The organism is Peribacillus muralis (genome assembly GCF_001645685.2).
In the GTDB taxonomy this organism is placed as follows: domain Bacteria; phylum Bacillota; class Bacilli; order Bacillales; family DSM-1321; genus Peribacillus; species Peribacillus muralis_A.
The window spans coordinates 4,539,640-4,560,988 of the sequence record NZ_CP017080.1; the positions used below are offsets into that span (position 1 = coordinate 4,539,640).

Genomic DNA, 21,349 nt, shown 5'->3' on the forward strand with positions numbered 1-21,349 from the left:
GTGGATCATATTTGTTGCTTATTTACTATTAACAAGCTGAAGAAGTTCAGAAAACTTTTGGTCCATAAATTGTGCTTTCCTTAGAATTTCTTCCTTCTCGTTTTCTACATGTACTTTTACCGTTTTACCTCTTTGGCTTAACTCGTTGTTGATTTTAATGGTTAAGACTCGACTGCCGGCCGTTTTATTTTCAAAGTTTCCGGAACCTTCGGAAACTAATGCGACTTTATGCTTTTTATCTTTATTCAAACGTAATGTACCATGCAATCTACGTATTTTATGCGCTCTATTCATTATAATTCCTCCCCTACTGAATTCATTATTGAATCCATATGATGGATTACTAATAGGTGTTTTCGGATTTCATATAATTCTCTACTTAAAAAAATACCAAAAAGTAATCACTATTAAATAATATACGTCTAAATGTTTCTAAATTTAAGTACATATCCTCACAAAATATCAAATATTAACTGTCATTAATACCACAGTTTTTTAGCTTTTCTTCATTTCTGGTTTGTAAAGTACAGGGTTTTAACAACAAAAAAAGATACCGAATTTCTTTATCAGGTATCTCTCAAGGTTTGTATTCTTGCCCACTTCGAATGTATTGGGCAACAAATTCTAAGGCTTCCTCCAACGCCCAGACATTCCAATTATCCTGTCTTTTACTCCAATCTCCTGGTACATGATGATGGTGATGAGGCTCTGATTTTACGATAAATTCAAGTGGAGTATCTTCGTGATCATGCGGATCATTACCCCATGCGGAGATATGATACCCCTTCTTACTCATTCGTGGGATAATCAATTTCCATTGATACGAATACTTTCGTACATGGTCTTCATCATCATATCGTTCAATTGCGTGTAACCCCGTCTTCCCATGGACTGGATGTTCCCTTAATGGAAATAAAACAGATAATAATTTTCGTGTTCGCTTGTATTCGGGATAAATGTGATCGCTACCCGGAATACTATCATAGTGAGTTATAATGTCCCTATATCTTTCCATTATGTCAGGGATGTCAGCAGGAAGAAGGAGTTTATCTATGCTTATATGTTTATTTTCCATTCTTCCGCTCCCCATAAACTTTTTGTTTCAATTCCAAATATTCTTCCTCTAAGTCTTCCCATTCATAGTAGTCGGCTATTGCATTTATTTCATCACCGTCTAACTCTGGAAAAGCATCTTTATGGAATTCTGCCCCGTACTTCATTTGAAACTCCAGTAACTCCTTGATGACTTCTTTCAAACGTTCTTCTGGTGTTTGATTCCGTAATTTCTTCTCTTGGAATAACATTTGGACCTTAATGGCATACACTGGATCTTTCCAAAGGTAAATCATGTGTTTCGGTATCCGATTTTGCGAACTATTAGGAATGTACTCAAAGCCACGTTTGACATATTTGTTGAGCGTAACCGTAGAAACACCAAGTATCTCCGCAGTTTCTTTCGGTTTCAACAAATAGGTATCCCGGTATTCAAACACAATATCCCGTCCACCGATTTGATAATACCATTCTTCTAAATCTACCTTCAACTTCCCGAACTCATGGTCATCAATCGGATGATACATGCCAATCATTCGCTTTAACCAATTTAACAACGCTGTTTTGTTTTTGTTGGACGTAATAAAGACTTCATCAAAGTAAAGGTCATGGGTGTCAAAGGTAATGCTCTTGAGTCGATCTTTGAATGTTCCCATCATAACCATAATTAGTTGACTGAGGATATAGCTTGTCTCTTTCTCTATCTTTGTTTTGTTTAGTTCTTTATAAGCAAGATCAATCTCCTTCTCTGTTTCTTCGTAAACAGCCAAACTCATTATTTTCACCTCTTCTCACCTCCATTATAGCTTTCTAATTAACGAAAAGTCAATTTCATTAACTTTTCTATTATTAATATTCATTAATATATTCTATCCGTTAGATTCTGTTTTATACCTCACGCAATTGATATTCCAATTTATAGATTCTGTATCAGGTCTAGTTTGTCCATATTTTCTCAACTAATATATATGTGGGTGTTCTTCGGATTAGAAGAGTAATGCTTGCAACTCTTAAAGTCATAGACCCAATCATCTTAGCTACTTCCTTGTCTGTAAATATTTTTATAACGATTATGTCCTCTTTTAACAAATTTATCTTTGCTCATACATTAAGAATGACGTATTCCTCATTAATTAAATAACTATAAATAAATGCAAACTCTTTCAATAATTCCTTTATGAACATAAAAAAACCTCCTAATTAATGTGGATTACCACATATAAATAGGAGGTTAAAAGTAATAAACTGTACGACTAAGTTCATGTTTTTGTACGACACAATTCAAGCCCTACGAATTAGTCTTGTACGACTAAATTCAACCCTTATAACTCAAAATGATTACTTCTTCAAGTTATAGAAAGATTTCAAGCCGCCGTAAACAGCCAAGTCGCCAAGCTGGTCTTCGATGCGAAGAAGTTGGTTGTATTTAGCGATACGGTCCGTACGTGACATCGAACCTGTTTTGATTTGTCCTGCGTTCGTTGCAACGGCGATGTCAGCGATTGTTGCATCTTCCGTTTCACCTGAACGGTGGGAAACGACAGCCGTGTAGCCTGCGCGCTTAGCCATTTCGATTGCGTCAAACGTTTCAGTCAGTGTACCGATTTGGTTCACTTTGATCAGGATCGAGTTGCCGATGCCTTTTTCGATGCCTTCAGCCAATTTTTTCGTGTTCGTTACGAATAGATCGTCACCAACCAATTGAACTCTAGAACCAATGCGTTCAGTTAGAAGTTTGTGGCCATCCCAGTCATTTTCATCCAAGCCATCTTCAATGGAAAGGATCGGGAATTCATTAACCAGCTCTTCATAGAAAGCAACCATTTCTTCGGATGTTACGCCATTGCGGCCTTCACCTGCAAGATCGTATTTGCCTGTTTCTTTGTTATAGAATTCCGATGAAGCCACATCCATGCCAAGGTAGATATCTTCGCCTGCTTTGTAGCCTGCTTTTTCAATCGCCTCGATGATGACTAGAAGAGCTTCACGGTTTGAACCAAGGTTCGGAGCAAAGCCGCCTTCATCGCCGACAGCCGTATTAAGGCCTTTGGCAGATAGAACGGATTTCAATGCATGGAATACTTCAGCACCCATACGAACGGCTTCCTTGAAGCTTGGTGCACCTACAGGAAGGATCATGAATTCCTGGAAGTCTACGTTATTATCGGCATGTGATCCACCGTTGATGATGTTCATCATTGGAGTTGGAAGTTGCTTTGCATTGAACCCTCCAAGGTAACGGTACAATGGCAGACCGGAAAATTCAGCAGCAGCGTGTGCAGCAGCCATGGATACACCAAGGATTGCATTCGCTCCAAGGTTTCCTTTGTTCTCCGTACCATCCAATTCGATCATCGTAAGGTCAAGCCCAGCTTGGTTCGTTACATCCAAGCCAATGACAGCTTCAGCAATGATTTCATTAACATTATCAACTGCTTTTTGTACACCTTTACCAAGGTAGCGAGATTTATCTCCGTCACGAAGCTCAACCGCTTCATGCTCTCCTGTTGAAGCACCGGATGGGACGATGGCGCGTCCGAAGTATCCGGACTCAGTTTGGATTTCTACTTCTATTGTTGGATTACCGCGGGAATCAAGCACTTCGCGTGCATATACATGTTCAATGTAAGGCATTATAAATCTCTCCTTTTCCAATTCGCAATTTTATTTAGATAATAGGGATTTCCCTGTCATTTCAACAGGTTTTTCGACTCCAAGCAGATCAAGCATCGTTGGAGCCAAATCGCCTAAAATACCATCTGTTCTTAATGTTACCTGATTTTTGGTGATAATGACAGGTACAGGATTCGTTGTATGGGCCGTCATCGGGTTTCCTTCAAGCGTAACGACTTCATCGGCATTCCCATGGTCTGCCGTAATGATTGCCGTGCCGCCTTTTGAGACGATTAGATCGACGATCCTGCCTAGGCATTCATCAACGGTTTCAATCGCTTTTATGGTCGGCTCAAGCATCCCTGAGTGCCCAACCATGTCCGGGTTGGCAAAATTCAAAAGAATTGCATCAAAGTTATCCGCCTCGATTTGTTCCACCAGCGCATCCGTCACTTCATAAGCGCTCATTTCCGGTTTTAGATCGTATGTAGCGACTTTCGGAGAATTAATTAAAATCCTCTCTTCACCAGGAAACTTCTCTTCTCGCCCACCGCTCATGAAAAACGTCACATGCGGATATTTTTCAGTTTCAGCAATGCGAAGCTGAGTAAGCTTGTTCTGGGAAAGCACTTCCCCTAATGTATTATCAAGATTTGTCGGCTTGAATGCAACATATCCATCAACGGTTTCCGAAAAATGCGTCAAGCAGACGAAATGAAGGTGCTTCGGATGTCCGGGACCGCGGTCGAATGAGCGGAAGTCTTCATTCGTGAACGTATTCGAAATCTGGATTGCCCGGTCGGGACGGAAGTTATAAAAGATGACGGCATCCTCATCTTTAATCGTCGCCACCGGCTTGCCATCTTCTGCCGTAATGACTGAAGGAATCACGAACTCGTCGAATATACCATGTTCATATGAATCCTCGACACACTCCATCGCAGAAGGGTAAGCAGGTCCATCACCATATACCATTGACCGGTAGGATTTTTCGACACGCTCCCAGCGTTTGTCACGGTCCATGGAATAATATCTTCCCGAAATGGTTGCAAACCGGCCTACACCGATTTCCTTCATTTTCGCCTCGGCATCCTTGATATAGCCCTGTGCCGTTTTCGGTCCGACATCACGCCCATCAAGGAATGCATGTACATACACATTCTTGACTCCTTCTTTGGCTGCCAATCTCAGCAAGGCATACATATGTTCAATATGACTATGAACGCCGCCATCGGAAAGAAGGCCAAACAGATGAAGGTCTGTACCTTTGTTCTTTGTATGCTTCATAGCCTCGACCAATGTCGGGTTTTCTGCAAACTCACCTTCGCGGATTGCCAGGTTCACACGTGTCAGGCTTTGATAAACGATCCGTCCGGCACCGATATTCAAATGACCGACTTCAGAGTTCCCCATTTGACCGGCAGGCAAGCCGACTGCTTCGCCGCTCGCAGTTAGATGGGAGTGCGGGTATTGCTCCCAATAACGGTCAAAATTCGGTTTTTTCGCATGATAAACCGCATTTCCTTTTTCCTCGCTGCGGCAGCCAAAACCGTCCAAGATGATAAGTGCCACAGGCGACTTACTCATAGTGACCAGCCTCCAGCAATTGTAAGAAGCTATCAGCTTTCAAGCTTGCCCCGCCTACCAATGCACCGTCAATATCAGGCTGTGCCATGTACTCTTTAATATTCTCAGGTTTTACGCTGCCGCCGTATTGGATACGGATGGCTGCTGCCGCTTCGTTAGAAAACTTGTCAGCAACTACGGTACGGATATGTGCACAAACCTCATTCGCATCCTGGGCAGATGACGATTTACCGGTTCCAATCGCCCAAATCGGTTCATAGGCAATGACGGCTTGTTTCAATTGCTCGTCGGATAAGCCTGCCAGGCCTTTTTCGATCTGGCTAGCAACGAAATCATTCGTTTCGCCGGCTTCACGCTGCTCAAGCGTTTCACCGCAGCAAACGATCGGAGTTAATTGGTTGGCGAAAGCTGCATGGGCTTTTTTATTGACGGCTTCATCCGTTTCATTGAACATTTCGCGACGTTCGGAATGGCCTAAGATGACATAAGAGACACCAAGATCAGCTAATGCGATCGGGCTGATTTCCCCTGTGAAAGCTCCATTATCTTCAAAGTGCATGTTTTGTGCCCCGATTTTCACATCGGTTCCCTTTGCTGCTTGAACTAATTGATCCAAAAACAAAGCAGGAGCACATACAACCGTATCGATTACATCTTGCTTAGGAATTAAACTGCTCACTTCTTCTAAAAACGCAGTTGCCTCAGATAGTGTCTTATTCATTTTCCAGTTACCTGCAATAATCGGTTTACGCATTTGGTTTCTCATCCCTTCTAAAGTTGAAATTTTTGACGATTCGCGTTTACTTGTCGTTCAATGCTACAACGCCCGGCAATTCCTTGCCTTCCATGAACTCAAGAGATGCACCGCCGCCTGTCGAAATATGGGACATTTTATCCGCCAACCCAAACTTCTCAGCAGCCGCAGCAGAATCTCCGCCGCCGACTATGCTGTAAGTATCTTTTGCATCAGCCAGGGCTTGGGCCACGGTTTTTGTACCATTCGCAAATTTATCGAATTCGAACACGCCCATAGGTCCATTCCAAATGACAAGCTTGGAGCCTTTAATGATATCCGCATATAATTCACTTGTTTTCGGACCGATATCAAGAGCCATCTTTTCTTTTGGTATCGAGTCGATATTGACGATTTCGGTTTCTGCATCAGGTGAGAACTCTGCCGTTACGACGGCATCGATCGGCAAATGCAGCTTCACGCCTTTTTCTTTAGCGCTTTCGATGAAGGATTTGGCCAATTCGATCTTATCTTCTTCCAACAACGATTCACCGATTTCATGACCTTGCGCTTTAATGAATGTGTAACCAAGTCCGCCGCCAATGATCAAATGATCGACGTTTTCCAAAAGATTTTTGATGACGCCTATTTTATCCTTTACTTTTGCGCCGCCAATTATAGCTGTAAAAGGACGTTCAGGATTCGATAAAGCTTTTCCGAGCACATCAAGCTCTTTTTCCATCAGCAAGCCTGAAACAGCCGGAAGATGGTGGGCAATTCCTTCGGTGGAAGCATGGGCACGATGGGCAGCGCCGAATGCATCATTCACATAAACATCGGCAAGTGCAGCGAATGACTTAGCCAATTCTGGATCGTTCTTTTCTTCGCCTGGATAGAAGCGGACGTTCTCCAATAATAAAATGTCGCCATTCTCCATGTTATCAATGATGGCTTGGACTGAATCGCCGTATGCTTCATCAGCTTTTTGCACATCCTTGCCGCTAAGCTCGCTTAGTCGTTCGGCGACAGGAGCTAAACGCAATTCTTCCACGACTTGTCCTTTGGGACGGCCAAGGTGGCTCGCTAAAATGACTTTTGCGCCTTGTTCCGTCAAGTGGGAAATCGTCGGCAGTGCAGCTTTGATCCTCGTATCATCCGAAATCTTTCCATCCTGCATCGGAACGTTGAAATCAACACGGCAAAATACACGTTTCCCTTTTAATTCAATATCTCTAATCGATTTTTTATTCATAATCCAAAGAACCTCCTTAGATATTGTTAGCACATTTTTGATTCTTTTAGTCAAAAAGGGAGAGGGTAAATATCCCATCTCCCCTTTTCTCTACTTCATTATAGTCGGTTTCCTGAAAATTATCCAAAAACAAGGAATCGAAGCGATCGAGATGCCTCATGACTTACTAATAATATCATCATCTTCCAGGTTTTATTAGAGGTATGATTAAAAAAACCTCACCTTGGTGAGGTTTTTTTATTATTCTAATTACAATCCTTTTTTAGCCAAATAGTCGATTAAATCAACTACACGGTTAGAATATCCTGTTTCATTATCATACCAAGATAATACTTTAACCATGTTTCCTTCCATTACCATTGTGGAAAGGGCATCGATTGTAGAAGAAGATGGGTTACCGTTATAGTCCGTTGATACTAGCGGAAGTTCGCTGTACTCAAGAATTCCTTTTAGTTCCCCTTCAGAAGCCTTTTTGAATGCTGCATTCACTTCTTCAGCTGTTACGTCTTTTTCAAGTTCTGCGACAAGATCGACAACAGATACGTTCGGAGTCGGTACACGCATTGCCATACCATTCAATTTCCCTTTAAGCTCTGGAAGAACAAGTGCAACAGCTTTTGCTGCCCCAGTTGTTGTAGGAATGATGTTTTCAGCCGCTGCACGTGCACGACGGTAATCTTTATGAGGCAGGTCAAGGATTTGTTGATCATTTGTATAAGAGTGAACAGTCGTCATCATACCGCGTTTGATTCCGAATTGCTCATGAAGCACTTTGGCGAATGGAGCCAAGCAGTTCGTAGTACATGAAGCATTCGAGATTACATGGTGGTTTGCTGCATCATACTTATCTTCATTCACGCCCATGACGACAGTGATGTCTTCATCGGATGCTGGAGCAGAGATGATTACTTTTTTCGCGCCAGCTTCTAAGTGCTTAGCTGCATCTGAACGTTTCGTGAAACGTCCTGTAGATTCCACCACGACTTCTACTCCTAGTTCTCCCCAGCCTAATTGAGCAGGGTCACGTTCGGCCAATACTTTGACTTTATGGCCATCGACAACCAAGAAATCACCATCAACTGCAACTTTTTCATTAAGAGAACCGTGGATTGTATCATATTGAAGAAGGTGCGCTAACATATTAGCATCTGTTAAGTCGTTAATAGCGACAATTTCCACCTCAGGATTATTCAATGCTGCACGAAATACATTACGTCCAATACGTCCAAAACCATTAATACCAACTTTTACTGCCATGAAAAATTCCTCCTTTAAAGTTCACAAATATATTAAGGGGTATAATTCCCCTGAATTAACTCTAGTGCTGCCGCTTCATCCGTTATGAGAACGGTGGATGAAGGCGCGCCTTTCATGTAAGAACGGATAGCCTTGGCTTTGGTTTTCCCACCTGCGACAGTTATCACCCGCTTTTCAGGGCTGAGATCATCTAACTGGATGCCGACAGTCAATACCTTATGAACAACTTGACCGTTTTCATCGTAGTAATAACCAAATGCTTCTCCTACAGCATTTCCATCTAACAGCTTCTTTAACATTTCCGGCGGTGAATTTCTTCTCTCTGCCATCGCCATGGCATCACCAATTCCATGAATGATCATATCGGCAGATTTGATTTGGGAGATGACTTCCTTAATTGCAGGTTCCTTCTGGAAGGAAGCGTAAACCTCACCGCTCAATTGATCTGGTACATATAGCACTCTGTATGAAGCGTGTGCCTTCTGTGCCATTTTTTCGACAATCGTATTGGCCTGGTTCTGCACGGCTTCACCAATTCCACCGCGGGCTGGAACGAATATCAATTTCTTCGATGCTTCATCAGGTGACAGCGAATTAGCCACTTCGGCCATTGTCGACCCACCGGTTACTGCAATGATATTCTTTGAATTCCACTCGAGTTTCATACGGTTTGCACAAGCTTTGCCCAATTCTTTTTTTACCCATGGGGTTTCATCGCAATTTCCTGAGACGATGATGACCTCATCGACTTGTAGCAATTCCTGCAATTGCCGCTCCATTATGTCTATACCCATAACTTCACGCATTATTCCTTCTAACTTATCGAGGATTTCCATCCCTTCATCAGTCAGTGTCATGCCGGAACTGAATATATTGACCAGGTTCTGACTTTTCAGAAAATCAACCTCGCTCCTAAGCGTCCGCTCCGTCAAATTAAGACTCACGGCCAAGCTTCGCCTTCCCACTGGCTGCATCATTTTGATATAACGCAGGATATCATATCTTTTTTGCATAACCACCAGGAAATCAGGTAATAATTTTCTTTGTACCTCGAGTAATGTACGCATATTTAAAACTCCTAAAAAGTTTGGTTGGACACCAATTGTCCCGCGTAGTCATTTTATGTCCCACTTGAAATAAAAAAATATTCCTGCTACATATTTTATTCTAGCAGGAACGGATTGTTTCTTCAAATGATTTGACAAATTATTTTTGCAAAAGCCCATTTAGCGCTGATATATCAACTTTTCCATATTGTACGATTTCTTCTTTCCATTCAATCACAGGGATCATCATGGCAAATTTCTCAAGCAGTGCGTCATCGGAATGGATATCGATTTCCTTGTACGATATCCCTGAATCCCGTTTCACTTCTTCAAGTATCGCCTTGGCCTCATCACATAACGGACATCTTTGCCTGCTATATAGAATAAACTCATTCGTTTTCAAAATGCCTCAACCCTTTTCAATCATATCTTTTTCGCTTGGACGATGACGGTATTCCCAGCTGTTCCCGGTATTTGGCAACCGTCCTGCGTGCAAGGATGATCCCATGCTCCTCCTTCAACCGTTCAGCCAAGTCCTGATCCGAAAGCGGCTTTTGTTTATTCTCGCCATCGATGGCAGCCTTGAGTCCCTTTTTGGCTTGCATCCCAGACATATCCTCTTCAAGCCCCACGGATTGCAGGGATGTCGTGAAGAAAATCCGCATCTCTATCGTACCGAATGGGGTCTGCACATATTTCCCTTTAACGGCGCGGCTTACCGTTGATTCATGGATTCCAAGTTCATCGGCCACTTCTTTCATCGTCATCGGCTTCAAGTGATTCAGCCCGTGATGAAAGCATGCTGGCTGTTTTTCGACGATGCATTGAATAACCTTCAATATGGTTTCTTTCCTCTGTTGGATCCCTCTTGAAATCCATTGGTATTCCTGCCACTTATCCTGGATAAAGCGTTGCACGCCTTTATCTCCATGGCTCTTCATTCGGTTTAAGTACCCTTTATCGACATTAAGATTGGGTGTGTTTCCATCATAGTTCCCGACAAGCAGCATCCCCTCACGGACCTCGACCACCACATCCGGCACTATATATGATGGTTTCTCCTGAAAGAAAAGTGACGCCGGCCGCGGATTAAGCGTTTGGACATAGTCGAAAACCTCTTGGATTTCCTTCATTGTAACACCGATCTTCTTACTTAAATCTTTCCAACGCTTTTCGGCAAAGTCGAGGAAATGATTCTCAATGATGGTTTCCGCCAGCGGGCTGATTTCTTCCGCTTTCACTTGAAGCAAAAGGCACTCTTGCAAATTTCTGGCTGCAAGTCCATGTGGCTCTAACTGCTGCAGAATGGAGAGGCTCTCCTCCAAAACGGTTGGAGTGACACCTTTCATGCATATATCGTCCAGCTTTATTCTTAAGTAACCGTTTTCATCAAGATTATGAATCAATAGCAGCATCGCCTTATGCTGCTCCCCCGTAAGCTGCTGGTGATTCACTTGGGACATGATGTGCTGTTCAAGTGAAACGGTGTCTTCACTGATTTGTTCGATCCAATAGTTGGCATCATACGTATTTTTAAGAGTCCGCTTACCCTTTTTCCGGTCAAAGGTCGGCTGAAATAATGCAGAAGTTGGCTGATCTAGGGACAGTAATGGATTTTCGGCCATTTTATTTTCCAAGAAGGCTGATAGCTCCTGCGCGGAGTATTGCAGCAAGGTAATAGCCTGCATGAGCTCCTGGGTCATTGCCATCTTTAACGTTTGCTGTTGAAAAAGTCCTGCTTTCATATTCATACTCATCGATTCATCCCTCCCCACTCCATTTTACAATATCAGGAGAAAATTCTACACAAAAACCCATGAAAACGCTTACGTTTTTTTCTGAATAGTATATTTGTTTTACATACTATATGTTAGAAATGCGTTTTTCACAACACTTTTTATTGAAAAATCACTATTTTCCAAGACTGAAGTGCATTTATTTCAGAAGGGCCCATCTGACAGATTTCGATGGAAATCGCGTGTTTCCAACAAAAATCAGCTTTCAAAAAAAAATCCCCCACTTAATATAAGCGGGAGATTGGTAGTGCCCTCGGCAGGAATCGAACCTGCATTTCAAGCTTCGGAGGCTTGCGTTCTATCCGTTGCACTACGAGGGCGAAATGTGACAGACTTCATTATATGATAGAATGCACTCCTTTGCAAGGGGTAACAGGTTTAAAAGTTTGTCTTTTGGGTATTATGGATAATGTGGAAATTCATCCCTGTTCGGCATAATCATAAATAATTCCAAACGGGAAGGAGCCTTGACCAGAAAATTGTCGAACAAATTATCCAATATAGGATTTGTTTTGTTTGACCTAAATTGACCAAAAAGTGTATCATACATACATAAAGAATTTAAATGATTCTCTTAATCGAAGGAGGAAATGAACATGAATTTAATTCCTACAGTTATCGAACAAACTAGTCGTGGGGAGCGTGCCTACGATATTTACTCCCGTTTATTAAAAGACAGGATCATTATGCTAGGAAGCGGAATCGACGATAATGTTTCCAATTCCATTGTTGCTCAATTACTATTTTTAGAGGCGGAAAATCCTGAAAAAGATATTACGTTATACATCAACAGCCCGGGCGGAAGCATCACTTCCGGTATGGCCATTTATGATACGATGCAATATATCAAGCCTCATGTATCCACTGTATGCATCGGCATGGCCGCTTCCATGGGTGCATTCCTATTGGCTGCTGGTGAAAAGGGCAAGCGTTATGCGCTGCCGAACAGTGAAGTCATGATTCACCAACCACTTGGAGGAGCCCAAGGACAAGCTACGGAAATCGAAATTGCTGCACGCCGCATCCTTCACTTGAAAGATAAATTAAACCAAATCTTGGCGGAACGGACTGGTCAGCCGATTGAAGTCCTTCAAAGAGATACGGAACGCGATAACTTCATGACTTCCGAAAGAGCCCTTGAATATGGCTTGATCGACAAAGTCATCACGCGCAACATCCTTGAAGGTAACAAAGATTCTAAATAATGATCCTGACAAAAGGCCGCGAAAAGATTTCGCGGCCTTTTTACATTCCATGAAAAAAAGGATGCACTTTTAGGCACCCTCTTTCTTTAACCCTCTTGTTGAACGAATTCTTCCAATGCCTCCAGCGCTTCCTTTTCATCGCGTCCCTCAACGATCAATTTCACGGATACGCCTGAACTGATGGCAAGACTCATTAATCCCATGATGCTTTTAGCATTCACTTTCTTTCCTTCTTTTTCAAGGAATACATCGGAATGAAAGCGGTTAGCTTCCTGTACAAACAAGGCCGCCGGCCGAGCCTGTAAACCTGTTTTCAGTTTTACTTCAACTTGTTTCTCCACCATCATGATCTCCCCTGTAAGCTTTATTTTTTCGCAGCAATAGCCTCTCCCCCACGGAGCCTGTCAGCTATTTCGTCGATCTTCCGCAATCTGTGATTTATACCGGACTTACTGATGCTTCCCCCGGATACCATTTCGCCTAGTTCCTTTAAAGTTATGTCCTGGAAGGCTATTCTCAGTTCGGCAATTTCACGAAGTTTATCGGGCAAAATGTTCAGTCCCACCGTATCCTCGATATAATGAATATTTTCCACCTGCCGCAATGAAGCACCGATCGTTTTGTTCAAATTAGCTGTTTCACAATTCACAAGCCGATTGACTGAATTGCGCATATCACGGACGATCCGGACATCCTCGAACCTCAATAATGCGGAATGGGCACCAACGATACTTAGAAACTCGGCAATCTTTTCGGCTTCTTTCAAGTAAATGATGTACCCTTTCTTGCGTTCAAGTGTTTTCGCCTTCAGGTCAAACTTATTCATTAACTCACAAAGCGCATCGTTATGTTCTTTATAAAGCGAGAAAATCTCCAAGTGATACGAGGACGTTTCCGGATTATTGACTGAACCTCCCGCAAGAAATGCCCCTCTTAGGTAGGAGCGCTTACAGCATTTCTTTCCAACAATGGTATCGGATATCGCATGGAGTATCTCAAAACCTTCACCTAAGATTTCCAAGTCATTTAAAACCCGTTGCCCTCCAGATGACATCCTGACAATGTAGACGTTATTCTTTTTAAGCTTCATCTTTTTACGGACCAAAAGCTCGACTTGGACCTCATAGCTTTTTTTCAGCAGCGTATAAATCCTTCTTGCAATCGCTGCATTTTCAGTTTGAATATCCACAACAAGCTTCCGATTAGAAAATGAAAGGGATCCGTTCATCCGGATCAGCGCACACAATTCCGCTTTTCCGCAGCAATCCTTTCCCTCCAATGTAGTAAGCTCTTTTTTTGTTTCTGAAGCAAAAGACATCCTTTTCACCCCCAATCGAACGCAGGTAATCTATTCGTATCCAATCAAAATACCGTCCCTGCTTATATCTACGGAACTATATGACTTTTTGTTTCATTTATTAGCATATTGTAAAGCAAATCGGCGACTTTTTTCGTATCATGCCGGATGACATTCCCTTCATAGCTGAAAATGCGCTCCTGGATGATTTCAAGACCCATCCGCTTTAAACTTTCGACATCATACATGACCGGCTTGGCGTATTCAGCTTGATACCGCCGCTGGATTTCAGAAGGTATTTCCTCATTATTTACAAGTATCCTGTCAATATATGCATTGCCCATATGATCATATATCGCTTTAATATGATCACTTGCGCTATAATCCAGCGTCTCGCCAGCTTGTGTCATCAAATTGCAAATGTACACCTTCTTGGCCTTGGAGCGGCCAACCTCTTCCCCTAGTCCAGGGACAAGTAAATTAGGCAGAATGCTAGTATATAAGCTTCCCGGTCCGATGACAATAAGGTCTGCCTGCTTGATTTCCTGAAGGGTTTCACTGAGCGGCTTTATTTGCTGAGGAGACAAGAACACTTTTTTTATTTTCTTTCCTGAGAAGGGAATCTTGGATTCTCCCGTAACGATCGTTCCATCATTCATTTCCGCATGGAGAACCACGCTTTGGTTGGCTGCCGGCAGCACCTTGCCGCGGACATTCAGGAACTTACTCATTTCCTGGATCGCATGGACAAAATCACCTGTCAACGAGGTCATTGCGGCCAGGATCAAGTTACCCAGCGAATGCCCGGACAGTTCATTTTTGCTCTGAAAGCGATGCTGAAACATTTGCTCGACGAGAGGTTCCACATCCGATAACGCAGCAAGCACGTTCCGTATGTCGCCCGGAGCGGGAATATCCATGTCCTCACGAAGGCGACCAGAGCTTCCCCCATCATCAGCTACCGTAACGATTGCCGTTATATCGACCGGATGCTTCTTCAGGCCCCTTAACAAAACGGGAAGACCGGTTCCTCCTCCAATGATCACGACCTTAGGCTGTTTCTTATCATTTAACATCAGCTTTCCCCTTACTTTTTTCGATATCACGATGTGACACTTGAACCCGGTAATCATTCTGGAAGTAGTTCGAGATATACTCCGTCAATGCGACGGAACGATGCTGACCGCCTGTACATCCTATCGCCACCACAAGCTGTGCTTTTCCCTCCCGTTTATAGTAGGGAAGCATGAAAGCAAGTAGATCTGTTACCTTTTCCAAGAACTTCTGGGTCTCGCTCCATTTCAAAACGTAACTGGACACTTCCTGCTCCAATCCAGTCTTCGGCCTCATGTGGTCAATATAATATGGATTTGGCAAAAAACGCACATCAAACACAAGATCAGCATCTATCGGCAAACCGTGCTTGAATCCAAAGGACATGATGTTGACCGTGAACCCGACACTTTTATCGGCAGAAAACTCAGTAGCGATTTTCTCCCTCAATTCTCGCGGCTTCAGCTGCGACGTATTGAAAATCAGCTGAGCCCTGCCCTTCAATTGATCCAAAAGCTCCCGTTCCATCTTAATGCCTTCCAATGGGCGCCCTAATGGAGCTAGCGGATGGGTTCTTCTCGTCTCCTTATATCTACGCACCAAGGAATCGTCATCGGCCTCAAGAAAAAGGATCCTTGGAGAAACTGCCGTGGTTTCCGTTAGGTTATCGAGTGCCAGAAATAGCGAATCAAAAAACTCCCGCCCCCTCAAGTCCATCACAAGGGCCACTTTATTCATCTTATTCCCGGAGTCCTTCATTAACTCCAAAAATTTTGGCAATAGTGTGGGCGGCAAATTATCGACGCAAAAAAAGCCGAGGTCTTCAAAACTTTGAACAGCCACTGTCTTCCCCGCTCCCGACATTCCGGTAATGATGACCAATTGCGTTTCATTCATCTGCCCTGTACTCATTGTTCTCCGCCCCCATGTATAACAATCTTTTTTTATAAGCAACCATTAACCTGGATCCAAACGATAGGAAAGTAACTTAAATTCAGGCGTGTAGGTAAAGGTTCCATAAATGATGCCACGTCCATGGACCATATAATCCAGAATGTGAAAGTCGCCCTCAGCCATTTCCAGTTTTTTAACATCATCAACTGCATGCCAGCTAAGTTCCCCTTCTTCACATACATCCAAATTGACGCCATCGGAATCTGTTGCAAAGAAGGTGAACATCATCCATTCCGAAAGCACCTTATCCCCATCCTTCATGATGAAAGTGAATATGCCCTTGATGGAAGGATTTTTTAAATAAACGCCCGTTTCTTCGCGATACTCCCTTATACAGGCATCTCGTATGGACTCTCCAGGCTCCATCTTGCCACCCGGGGCTACCCACCATCCGCGTCTAGGTTTTTTCAATAAGAGAATTTGTCCATCCTTGATCAATACACAATTTGTGACACGTTGCACGTTCTTCACCTCGATTTAGCCACTGTTCGACTATAGGGACCTTCACCTTAAACCGCCGTTCCCTTTTACAAATGCTGATAGTCAAGCAAATGGTATTTTTCATCCTTTTTGAAAGATATATGTTTAGTATATCTTATCATTATACTATTTTTAAAATGAGCTAACAATAAAGTAAACTTCCTGCATCGGGGGAATATTCATTCGAACGATGAACGTTCTTAATGTCCAACGCCTGCTTATCCCCTATTCTTCACCAGAATTGCCGCTTGCATGCAAAGGGATGCATCCCACAACTTACCGGTAATTGGAATTCCAAAATATATTTTTAGCTGAAAACAAAAAAAGGACACAGATACTTAATCTGTGTCCTCCAACGTTTATAATTAAAGGGGGTCAACTTCTACCCTAACTATACCGAATCATTATTTCACAGGTGTTACAGCCTCGTTAAAACGCAATTACGATGTGTAAATTATTGTAATCAATTACGCCTTTGGCTGCAATTTTTCTTGAAGTTCTTCTACATAATGCTGAACGGATTGAGCGGCAATGCTTCCATCTCCTGTTGCTGTCACGATTTGACGCAATGTTTTTTCACGAACGTCACCTGCAGCAAAGATGCCAGGAACGCGTGTCTCCATCCGATCATTCGTTTCAATGTAGCCCATCGCATTCAGGATGTTCAAGCTTTCAAAAGGTTTAGTCAGCGGCAGCATTCCGATATAAATGAACACACCGTCTGCATCAAGCTTCGTCTCTTCCCCATTCACTGTTGAAACGAGAGTGACTCCGCCCACTTTTCCGCCTTCTTCATTGATTTCCTTCAACGTATGATTCCAGATGAAATCAACTTTTTCATTGGCAAAAGCACGATCCTGAAGAATTTTTTGGGCACGAAGCTCTTCACGTCTATGAACGATCGTCACCTTCGAAGCGAAGCGGGTCAAGTACACACCCTCTTCAACGGCAGAGTCCCCACCGCCGATAACGAACAGTTCTTTTTCCTTGAAGAACGCGCCATCACAAACTGCACAATATGATACACCGCGACCGCCCAGTTCTTTTTCACCAGGTACGCCGATTTTTTTATACTCCGCACCTGATGTAATGATGATTGAGCGTGCTTTGAATTCCTTGGAACCGGCAATGATCGTTTTATACTCTTCACCGTCGATGATTTCCTTAACATCGCCATAGGCATACTCCGCACCGAATTTCTTTGCATGGTCAAACATTTTCGTTGAAAGCTCAGGTCCGAGGATCGTGTCGAATCCAGGATAGTTTTCAACTTCTTCCGTATTGGCCATTTGCCCGCCCGGGACACCGCGTTCCAACATCAATGTTGATAGATTCGCACGTGATGTATAGACAGCAGCCGTCATCCCAGCAGGACCAGCTCCAATAATAACAACGTCATAAATTTTTTCAGACATGTTCTCACTCCTCCATATTCCATTACAAATGGAACCTTCACTACGGTTAGTGTTCCCTACCTATTATCCTATATAACAAATAATTTTTCGTCCAAATATCTGCTCATTCCAGAAGGGTTTGCACCAACTTCACGTACTTCGATAAGGTTGACACGGATATGAAATGTTTGTCTGCAATTGCCTGTTTGCTGACTTTCTCATTTTTAAGCTGATTCCATACGTATTCCACTGCTGAGGCCCAACCTGCGGGATTGTTGAGTTTTTGCCCGGATTTCACCGCTTCGATGAAGACGGAAAACCACATGAGGTAGAGCCCCGCTTCATCCAATTGAATTGGCTGGAAATGCCGGTATAATAATTCAGCCGTACGATCGGCAAAATCGACGGGAGCCAATTGACGATCTTTGGAAGGAGCCTGCACAAGGGCGGCATAATCCCGTTCGAGATCAGTGAAATTCTGATTTAAATTGAGCACTTGGTTTTTCAATAGCTTCTGTTTATGGACCGAATGCTTCAGTAGGAAAATGGCAAACAGCCTTTCTTCGATAAACTCGCTTTCCAGCCGTTTTATAATGGAAGGAAAGTGATGTTCAAAGCCATCCGAGGTAGCATTCATATCGCCCCATGGCTCCATGCCTTCCTTTTCGGGGTTCATTTCCACGACTTTTTTCCAAGCCTTTCTAGCTACCTGCTCATGCCCTAAGTGATAAGCGGATATCGTTAGCCAATAGTAGAAGGTTCCGTCACCTTCGAAACCTTGCTTTTGCAAGACTTTTAGCCATTTATACGCAGAGGCATAATTTCCGATCAAGGCGAAGGTCGCTCCAAGCTTGAAACGATGTTCGGATAGCATCGGCCGGATTTTCTCCAACATCTGTATGAGCTCCTCAACCTTCACTTCATCCTGTTGATAATGATGAAAAACGACGAGGTTGCAAAGCGCATGCAGGTTTCCTGGGCTTTTTTCCAGCACTTCATCCAAGGTCTCAAAGGCATCCTCCACTTGGCCAAGGTAGAAATAGGCTAACGCCAAGTTATTATAAGCCGACCAGTAGTCCTCATACTCGGCTATCGTTTCCTTCAATACCTCGATTGCCTTCGGGAAGTTCCCCGATTCCAAATATTCACGCGCTTTCTCTTGTTTGGCAATGAGTCCATCATGCTTAAAGGGGTTCTCTTCCGATTCATCCGTCTCGAAGGTAATCAGTTCGAGTAAATCCTCAGCATCATCACTGAACTCCCCATCGACTTCTTTATCTAGATAAGCACTTGCGTGACGATACGCTTCCTTGAACATGCCTAAGTGGGCATAATTATTTGCCAGGAAGTAATGACATTCCGACATATAAGGATCCATCACATCGAGAATGTTTTCCAAGAGATTGTTTGAATAATTATATTCACCGATTTCCGAGCATGTGATTGCCAATTGGCAGGCTATCATCGGTTCCGCTGGTTCAAGTTCAAGCGCACGCTCCAAGTATTTTTTTGATTTTGGCAGTTCTCTTCTATGATATGCTTTTAAACCCTTGGTGAAATAATACTCACCTGTTGGGTGAAAGGTTAAAATTTTTGCCTGTTGGCCAAATTTAGAGTCTTTACTCATGTAATCCTCCATCTTCAAGTTGATTAACCATAGTATTATAACATATTGGAGTAATTTTGCCGAATAATTCAAGAAAATGGAAAAAGGGTTCAAACCCATGATTACTGGAAACATCCGGCAACGCCGATATCATTTTTGGGTGCAGCCATTGAGTATTGTATTATGGATTTTCCTCGTCCCTTTAGAAAGGATATTGGCGGGCAACGGTTTGCTTGGAAATCCATTTGGTGACAGTGAATTCCTCCACTACCCACGGGTTGCCGAAGCGTCCCATTCCACTCATCTTATTTCCGCCAAAAGCAACGTTCGGACCATCATTTACTGTCTGATCGTTGATATGTGTCATCCCACTATCGATTTCGAGACCTAATCGTTCGCCTCTCTCCAAATCGTCGGTGAAGATGGCAGAACTCAAACCGTATTCGGTATCATTGGCTATCTCGATGGCCTCTTCATCGCTCTCCGCTTTAATGATGGAAACGACCGGTGAGAATAATTCAGTTTGAGCAATCTTGTCCGTATTTTTCACATCACGGAAAATATATGGCGTCAGGACATTTCCTTCCCGTTTTCCTTCAAGAGCAAGAACGGCCCCGCTTTGCTTGGCCTCCTCGATGTAGCGCTGCGCTTTTTCGATTTGGCTTTCATTCACAAGCGGCCCAATGACGGTCTTGGGATCTAACGGATTTCCGTAAGGTAGCGCCTTGGCCCGTTCCACGAATTTTCCGATGAAGTCTTCGTAAAGGTCCTTATGGACGATGATTCGGTTAATGCTCATGCATATTTGTCCTTGGTGCAAGTACTTTCCAAAGATGGCTGCATCGGCTGCGCGATCGACATTGGCATCCGAGAGGACGATAAAGGGATTGTTGCCACCTAGTTCAAGTGCCACACGTTTTAAATTCTTCCCGGCGACTTCGCCAATATGGCGTCCAACTGGTGTTGAACCCGTGAAACTGATTAACCTCGGAATCGGATTGGTAAGCATGTCATCCCCGATTTCTTCCAAATCAGTAATGATCATGTTCAATACCCCTTTTGGAAGACCTGCATATTCAAAGGCGGCAGCGATGATGATTCCGCCTGAATAGGAAACTTGAACATCCGGTTTGTGAACGACACTATTTCCTAACGCTATGGCAGGAGCAATCGTCCTTACCGATAGGTTCATCGGGAAATTAAAAGGAGATATCGATGAAATGACCCCCAATGGCCGTCGATGAATGCGATTCACCTTACCTTCCACAGCCGAAGGCACCTCATGTACACGGTTCACTTCATGTGCATATGTCATTGCTTCTTTTAATATCTCTATCGTCAGGCCAAGTTCAGCATTGGCTTTGATGAGGCTTCCGCCTGTTTCGCGGACGATGACATCCATGATATCTTCGCGGTTTTCCTGAAAATATGACACTGCCTTCCTCAATATCTCATTGCGTTGTTCCGGAGTTGTCTTGGCCCATTCTTTTTGCGCTGCTTTTGCATGCTCAAAGGATTCCTGCACTTGTTGGGATGATGCTAGACTTACAGTTGATAAAAGAGAACCATTAAATGGGTTAAGAATATCGTAGGTACGGCCCGTCAAGCCTTCCGCCCATTCACCACTAATGTAGCTTTTATTCATTGAACTGAATTTCATCTGTGTATCCTCCTTATTGAAACACTCCATTTTTGATGAAGTATATTCCTAGATAAATCATGAGTCAAGAAATTGTGTCCACCACTTTGAATCCCCGGATATATTCCATTTTCATTTCAAAAAAGCTCGTTTTGAGTGAAATGAAACGTACGGAGCGGGCCAGAACTTAAACTGGCGAGTAAAGTGGTTAAATTCGCGAGTAAAAGTGCCAAATTGGCGAGTAAAGTAGTTAAACTCGCGAGTAAGGCCCCGAAATGATGAAAGTAAGCAGTGATTTATCGGAGAACCCGGGCCGGTTTCGGGAGTAACGCAAGAATTCGATGAGAACCGACCCGAATCACTCGCGAGTAACTTTACTTTGAA

20 protein-coding genes and 1 tRNA gene are annotated in these 21,349 nt (G+C 43.2%); 1 reads left to right on the top strand and 20 read right to left on the bottom strand.

All coding sequences use genetic code 11. From position 1 onward, the window contains the following. Positions 1 to 18 precede the first annotated feature (18 nt). From ABE28_RS22110 to ABE28_RS22165, 12 genes are all read right to left on the bottom strand, one after another. On the bottom strand, positions 19 to 294 hold the full coding sequence (locus tag ABE28_RS22110; protein WP_064467235.1) for a hypothetical protein: 276 nt from the start codon (positions 292 to 294) through the stop codon (positions 19 to 21). A gap of 283 nt (positions 295 to 577) precedes the next feature. Then, positions 578 to 1,075, bottom strand: a complete 498-nt coding sequence (locus ABE28_RS22115; RefSeq protein ID WP_064467234.1) for a toxin-antitoxin system TumE family protein — start codon at positions 1,073 to 1,075, stop codon at positions 578 to 580. Further along, positions 1,065 to 1,838: a MerR family transcriptional regulator gene (locus ABE28_RS22120; protein WP_156775882.1), complete on the bottom strand. Its 774-nt coding sequence runs from the start codon at positions 1,836 to 1,838 to the stop codon at positions 1,065 to 1,067. The genes ABE28_RS22115 and ABE28_RS22120 overlap by 11 nt, the downstream gene beginning before the upstream one ends. Positions 1,839 to 2,391: 553 nt before the next feature. Further along, positions 2,392 to 3,687 (bottom strand): phosphopyruvate hydratase, encoded by a 1,296-nt coding sequence (eno, locus tag ABE28_RS22125; RefSeq protein ID WP_064467232.1) that lies wholly within the window; start codon positions 3,685 to 3,687, stop codon positions 2,392 to 2,394. A gap of 30 nt (positions 3,688 to 3,717) precedes the next feature. After that, on the bottom strand, positions 3,718 to 5,253 hold the full coding sequence (gpmI, locus tag ABE28_RS22130) for a 2,3-bisphosphoglycerate-independent phosphoglycerate mutase (RefSeq protein ID WP_064467231.1): 1,536 nt from the start codon (positions 5,251 to 5,253) through the stop codon (positions 3,718 to 3,720). Then, entirely contained in the window at positions 5,246 to 6,007 is a 762-nt protein-coding gene (gene tpiA, locus ABE28_RS22135; RefSeq protein WP_064467230.1) for a triose-phosphate isomerase, read from the bottom strand. Before tpiA ends, gpmI begins: the two co-directional genes overlap by 8 nt. Positions 6,008 to 6,053: 46 nt before the next feature. After that, positions 6,054 to 7,238, bottom strand: a complete 1,185-nt coding sequence (locus ABE28_RS22140; RefSeq protein WP_064467229.1) for a phosphoglycerate kinase — start codon at positions 7,236 to 7,238, stop codon at positions 6,054 to 6,056. 249 nt (positions 7,239 to 7,487) lie between these two features. Continuing rightward, positions 7,488 to 8,495, bottom strand: a complete 1,008-nt coding sequence (gene gap / locus ABE28_RS22145) for a type I glyceraldehyde-3-phosphate dehydrogenase (protein ID WP_064467228.1) — start codon at positions 8,493 to 8,495, stop codon at positions 7,488 to 7,490. 32 nt (positions 8,496 to 8,527) lie between these two features. Beyond that, positions 8,528 to 9,562 (bottom strand): sugar-binding transcriptional regulator, encoded by a 1,035-nt coding sequence (locus ABE28_RS22150; RefSeq protein ID WP_064467227.1) that lies wholly within the window; start codon positions 9,560 to 9,562, stop codon positions 8,528 to 8,530. Between the two features lie 139 nt (positions 9,563 to 9,701). Further along, positions 9,702 to 9,944: a glutaredoxin family protein gene (locus ABE28_RS22155; protein ID WP_064467226.1), complete on the bottom strand. Its 243-nt coding sequence runs from the start codon at positions 9,942 to 9,944 to the stop codon at positions 9,702 to 9,704. Between the two features lie 16 nt (positions 9,945 to 9,960). Continuing rightward, positions 9,961 to 11,298: an RNA polymerase factor sigma-54 gene (rpoN, locus tag ABE28_RS22160; protein WP_257390663.1), complete on the bottom strand. Its 1,338-nt coding sequence runs from the start codon at positions 11,296 to 11,298 to the stop codon at positions 9,961 to 9,963. A gap of 287 nt (positions 11,299 to 11,585) precedes the next feature. After that, positions 11,586 to 11,657 (bottom strand) — tRNA-Arg (locus ABE28_RS22165). 276 nt (positions 11,658 to 11,933) lie between these two features. Here ABE28_RS22165 and clpP point away from each other — a divergent pair. After that, on the top strand, positions 11,934 to 12,542 hold the full coding sequence (gene clpP / locus ABE28_RS22170) for an ATP-dependent Clp endopeptidase proteolytic subunit ClpP (RefSeq protein WP_064467225.1): 609 nt from the start codon (positions 11,934 to 11,936) through the stop codon (positions 12,540 to 12,542). Between the two features lie 86 nt (positions 12,543 to 12,628). On the opposite strand, the gene ABE28_RS22175 is transcribed toward clpP, so the two are convergent. From ABE28_RS22175 to ABE28_RS22210, 8 genes are all read right to left on the bottom strand, one after another. Continuing rightward, positions 12,629 to 12,886 carry an HPr family phosphocarrier protein gene (locus ABE28_RS22175; protein ID WP_048688029.1) on the bottom strand — a complete coding sequence of 86 codons (258 nt, stop codon included), beginning with the start codon at positions 12,884 to 12,886 and terminating at the stop codon, positions 12,629 to 12,631. Between the two features lie 20 nt (positions 12,887 to 12,906). After that, a complete protein-coding gene (gene whiA, locus ABE28_RS22180; RefSeq protein ID WP_064467224.1) occupies positions 12,907 to 13,860 on the bottom strand; it encodes a DNA-binding protein WhiA in 954 nt (317 codons plus the stop codon). Between the two features lie 68 nt (positions 13,861 to 13,928). Then, positions 13,929 to 14,915: a gluconeogenesis factor YvcK family protein gene (locus ABE28_RS22185; protein WP_064467223.1), complete on the bottom strand. Its 987-nt coding sequence runs from the start codon at positions 14,913 to 14,915 to the stop codon at positions 13,929 to 13,931. Next, positions 14,905 to 15,804 carry an RNase adapter RapZ gene (rapZ, locus tag ABE28_RS22190; protein ID WP_064467222.1) on the bottom strand — a complete coding sequence of 300 codons (900 nt, stop codon included), beginning with the start codon at positions 15,802 to 15,804 and terminating at the stop codon, positions 14,905 to 14,907. Before rapZ ends, ABE28_RS22185 begins: the two co-directional genes overlap by 11 nt. 45 nt (positions 15,805 to 15,849) lie before the next feature. Then, entirely contained in the window at positions 15,850 to 16,308 is a 459-nt protein-coding gene (locus ABE28_RS22195) for an NUDIX hydrolase (protein WP_064467221.1), read from the bottom strand. Positions 16,309 to 16,793: 485 nt separating this feature from the next. Then, complete coding sequence (gene trxB / locus ABE28_RS22200) at positions 16,794 to 17,741, bottom strand: thioredoxin-disulfide reductase (protein ID WP_064467220.1); 948 nt, start codon at positions 17,739 to 17,741, stop codon at positions 16,794 to 16,796. Positions 17,742 to 17,844: 103 nt separating this feature from the next. Then, positions 17,845 to 19,347, bottom strand: a complete 1,503-nt coding sequence (locus ABE28_RS22205) for a tetratricopeptide repeat protein (RefSeq protein ID WP_064467219.1) — start codon at positions 19,345 to 19,347, stop codon at positions 17,845 to 17,847. Between the two features lie 181 nt (positions 19,348 to 19,528). Beyond that, the gene (locus ABE28_RS22210) at positions 19,529 to 20,986 is read right to left on the bottom strand and encodes an aldehyde dehydrogenase family protein (RefSeq protein ID WP_064467218.1); all 1,458 of its coding nucleotides are present in this window, start codon (positions 20,984 to 20,986) and stop codon (positions 19,529 to 19,531) included. Positions 20,987 to 21,349 lie beyond the last annotated feature (363 nt).

Bases quoted from the DNA above. Each gene is read 5' to 3' on its own strand.
- ABE28_RS22210 (WP_064467218.1), bottom strand. From the start codon at position 20,986: ATGAAATTCAGTTCAATGAATAAAAGCTACATTAGTGGTGAATGGGCG.
- ABE28_RS22150 (WP_064467227.1), bottom strand. From the start codon at position 9,562: ATGCGTACATTACTCGAGGTACAAAGAAAATTATTACCTGATTTCCTG.
- trxB (WP_064467220.1), bottom strand. From the start codon at position 17,741: ATGTCTGAAAAAATTTATGACGTTGTTATTATTGGAGCTGGTCCTGCT.
- whiA (WP_064467224.1), bottom strand. From the start codon at position 13,860: ATGTCTTTTGCTTCAGAAACAAAAAAAGAGCTTACTACATTGGAGGGA.
- tpiA (WP_064467230.1), bottom strand. From the start codon at position 6,007: ATGCGTAAACCGATTATTGCAGGTAACTGGAAAATGAATAAGACACTA.
- ABE28_RS22205 (WP_064467219.1), bottom strand. From the start codon at position 19,347: ATGAGTAAAGACTCTAAATTTGGCCAACAGGCAAAAATTTTAACCTTT.
- rapZ (WP_064467222.1), bottom strand. From the start codon at position 15,804: ATGAGTACAGGGCAGATGAATGAAACGCAATTGGTCATCATTACCGGA.
- gpmI (WP_064467231.1), bottom strand. From the start codon at position 5,253: ATGAGTAAGTCGCCTGTGGCACTTATCATCTTGGACGGTTTTGGCTGC.
- ABE28_RS22110 (WP_064467235.1), bottom strand. From the start codon at position 294: ATGAATAGAGCGCATAAAATACGTAGATTGCATGGTACATTACGTTTG.
- ABE28_RS22140 (WP_064467229.1), bottom strand. From the start codon at position 7,238: ATGAATAAAAAATCGATTAGAGATATTGAATTAAAAGGGAAACGTGTA.
- ABE28_RS22115 (WP_064467234.1), bottom strand. From the start codon at position 1,075: ATGGAAAATAAACATATAAGCATAGATAAACTCCTTCTTCCTGCTGAC.
- ABE28_RS22185 (WP_064467223.1), bottom strand. From the start codon at position 14,915: ATGTTAAATGATAAGAAACAGCCTAAGGTCGTGATCATTGGAGGAGGA.
- ABE28_RS22175 (WP_048688029.1), bottom strand. From the start codon at position 12,886: ATGGTGGAGAAACAAGTTGAAGTAAAACTGAAAACAGGTTTACAGGCT.
- clpP (WP_064467225.1), top strand. From the start codon at position 11,934: ATGAATTTAATTCCTACAGTTATCGAACAAACTAGTCGTGGGGAGCGT.
- eno (WP_064467232.1), bottom strand. From the start codon at position 3,687: ATGCCTTACATTGAACATGTATATGCACGCGAAGTGCTTGATTCCCGC.
- gap (WP_064467228.1), bottom strand. From the start codon at position 8,495: ATGGCAGTAAAAGTTGGTATTAATGGTTTTGGACGTATTGGACGTAAT.
- rpoN (WP_257390663.1), bottom strand. From the start codon at position 11,298: ATGAGTATGAATATGAAAGCAGGACTTTTTCAACAGCAAACGTTAAAG.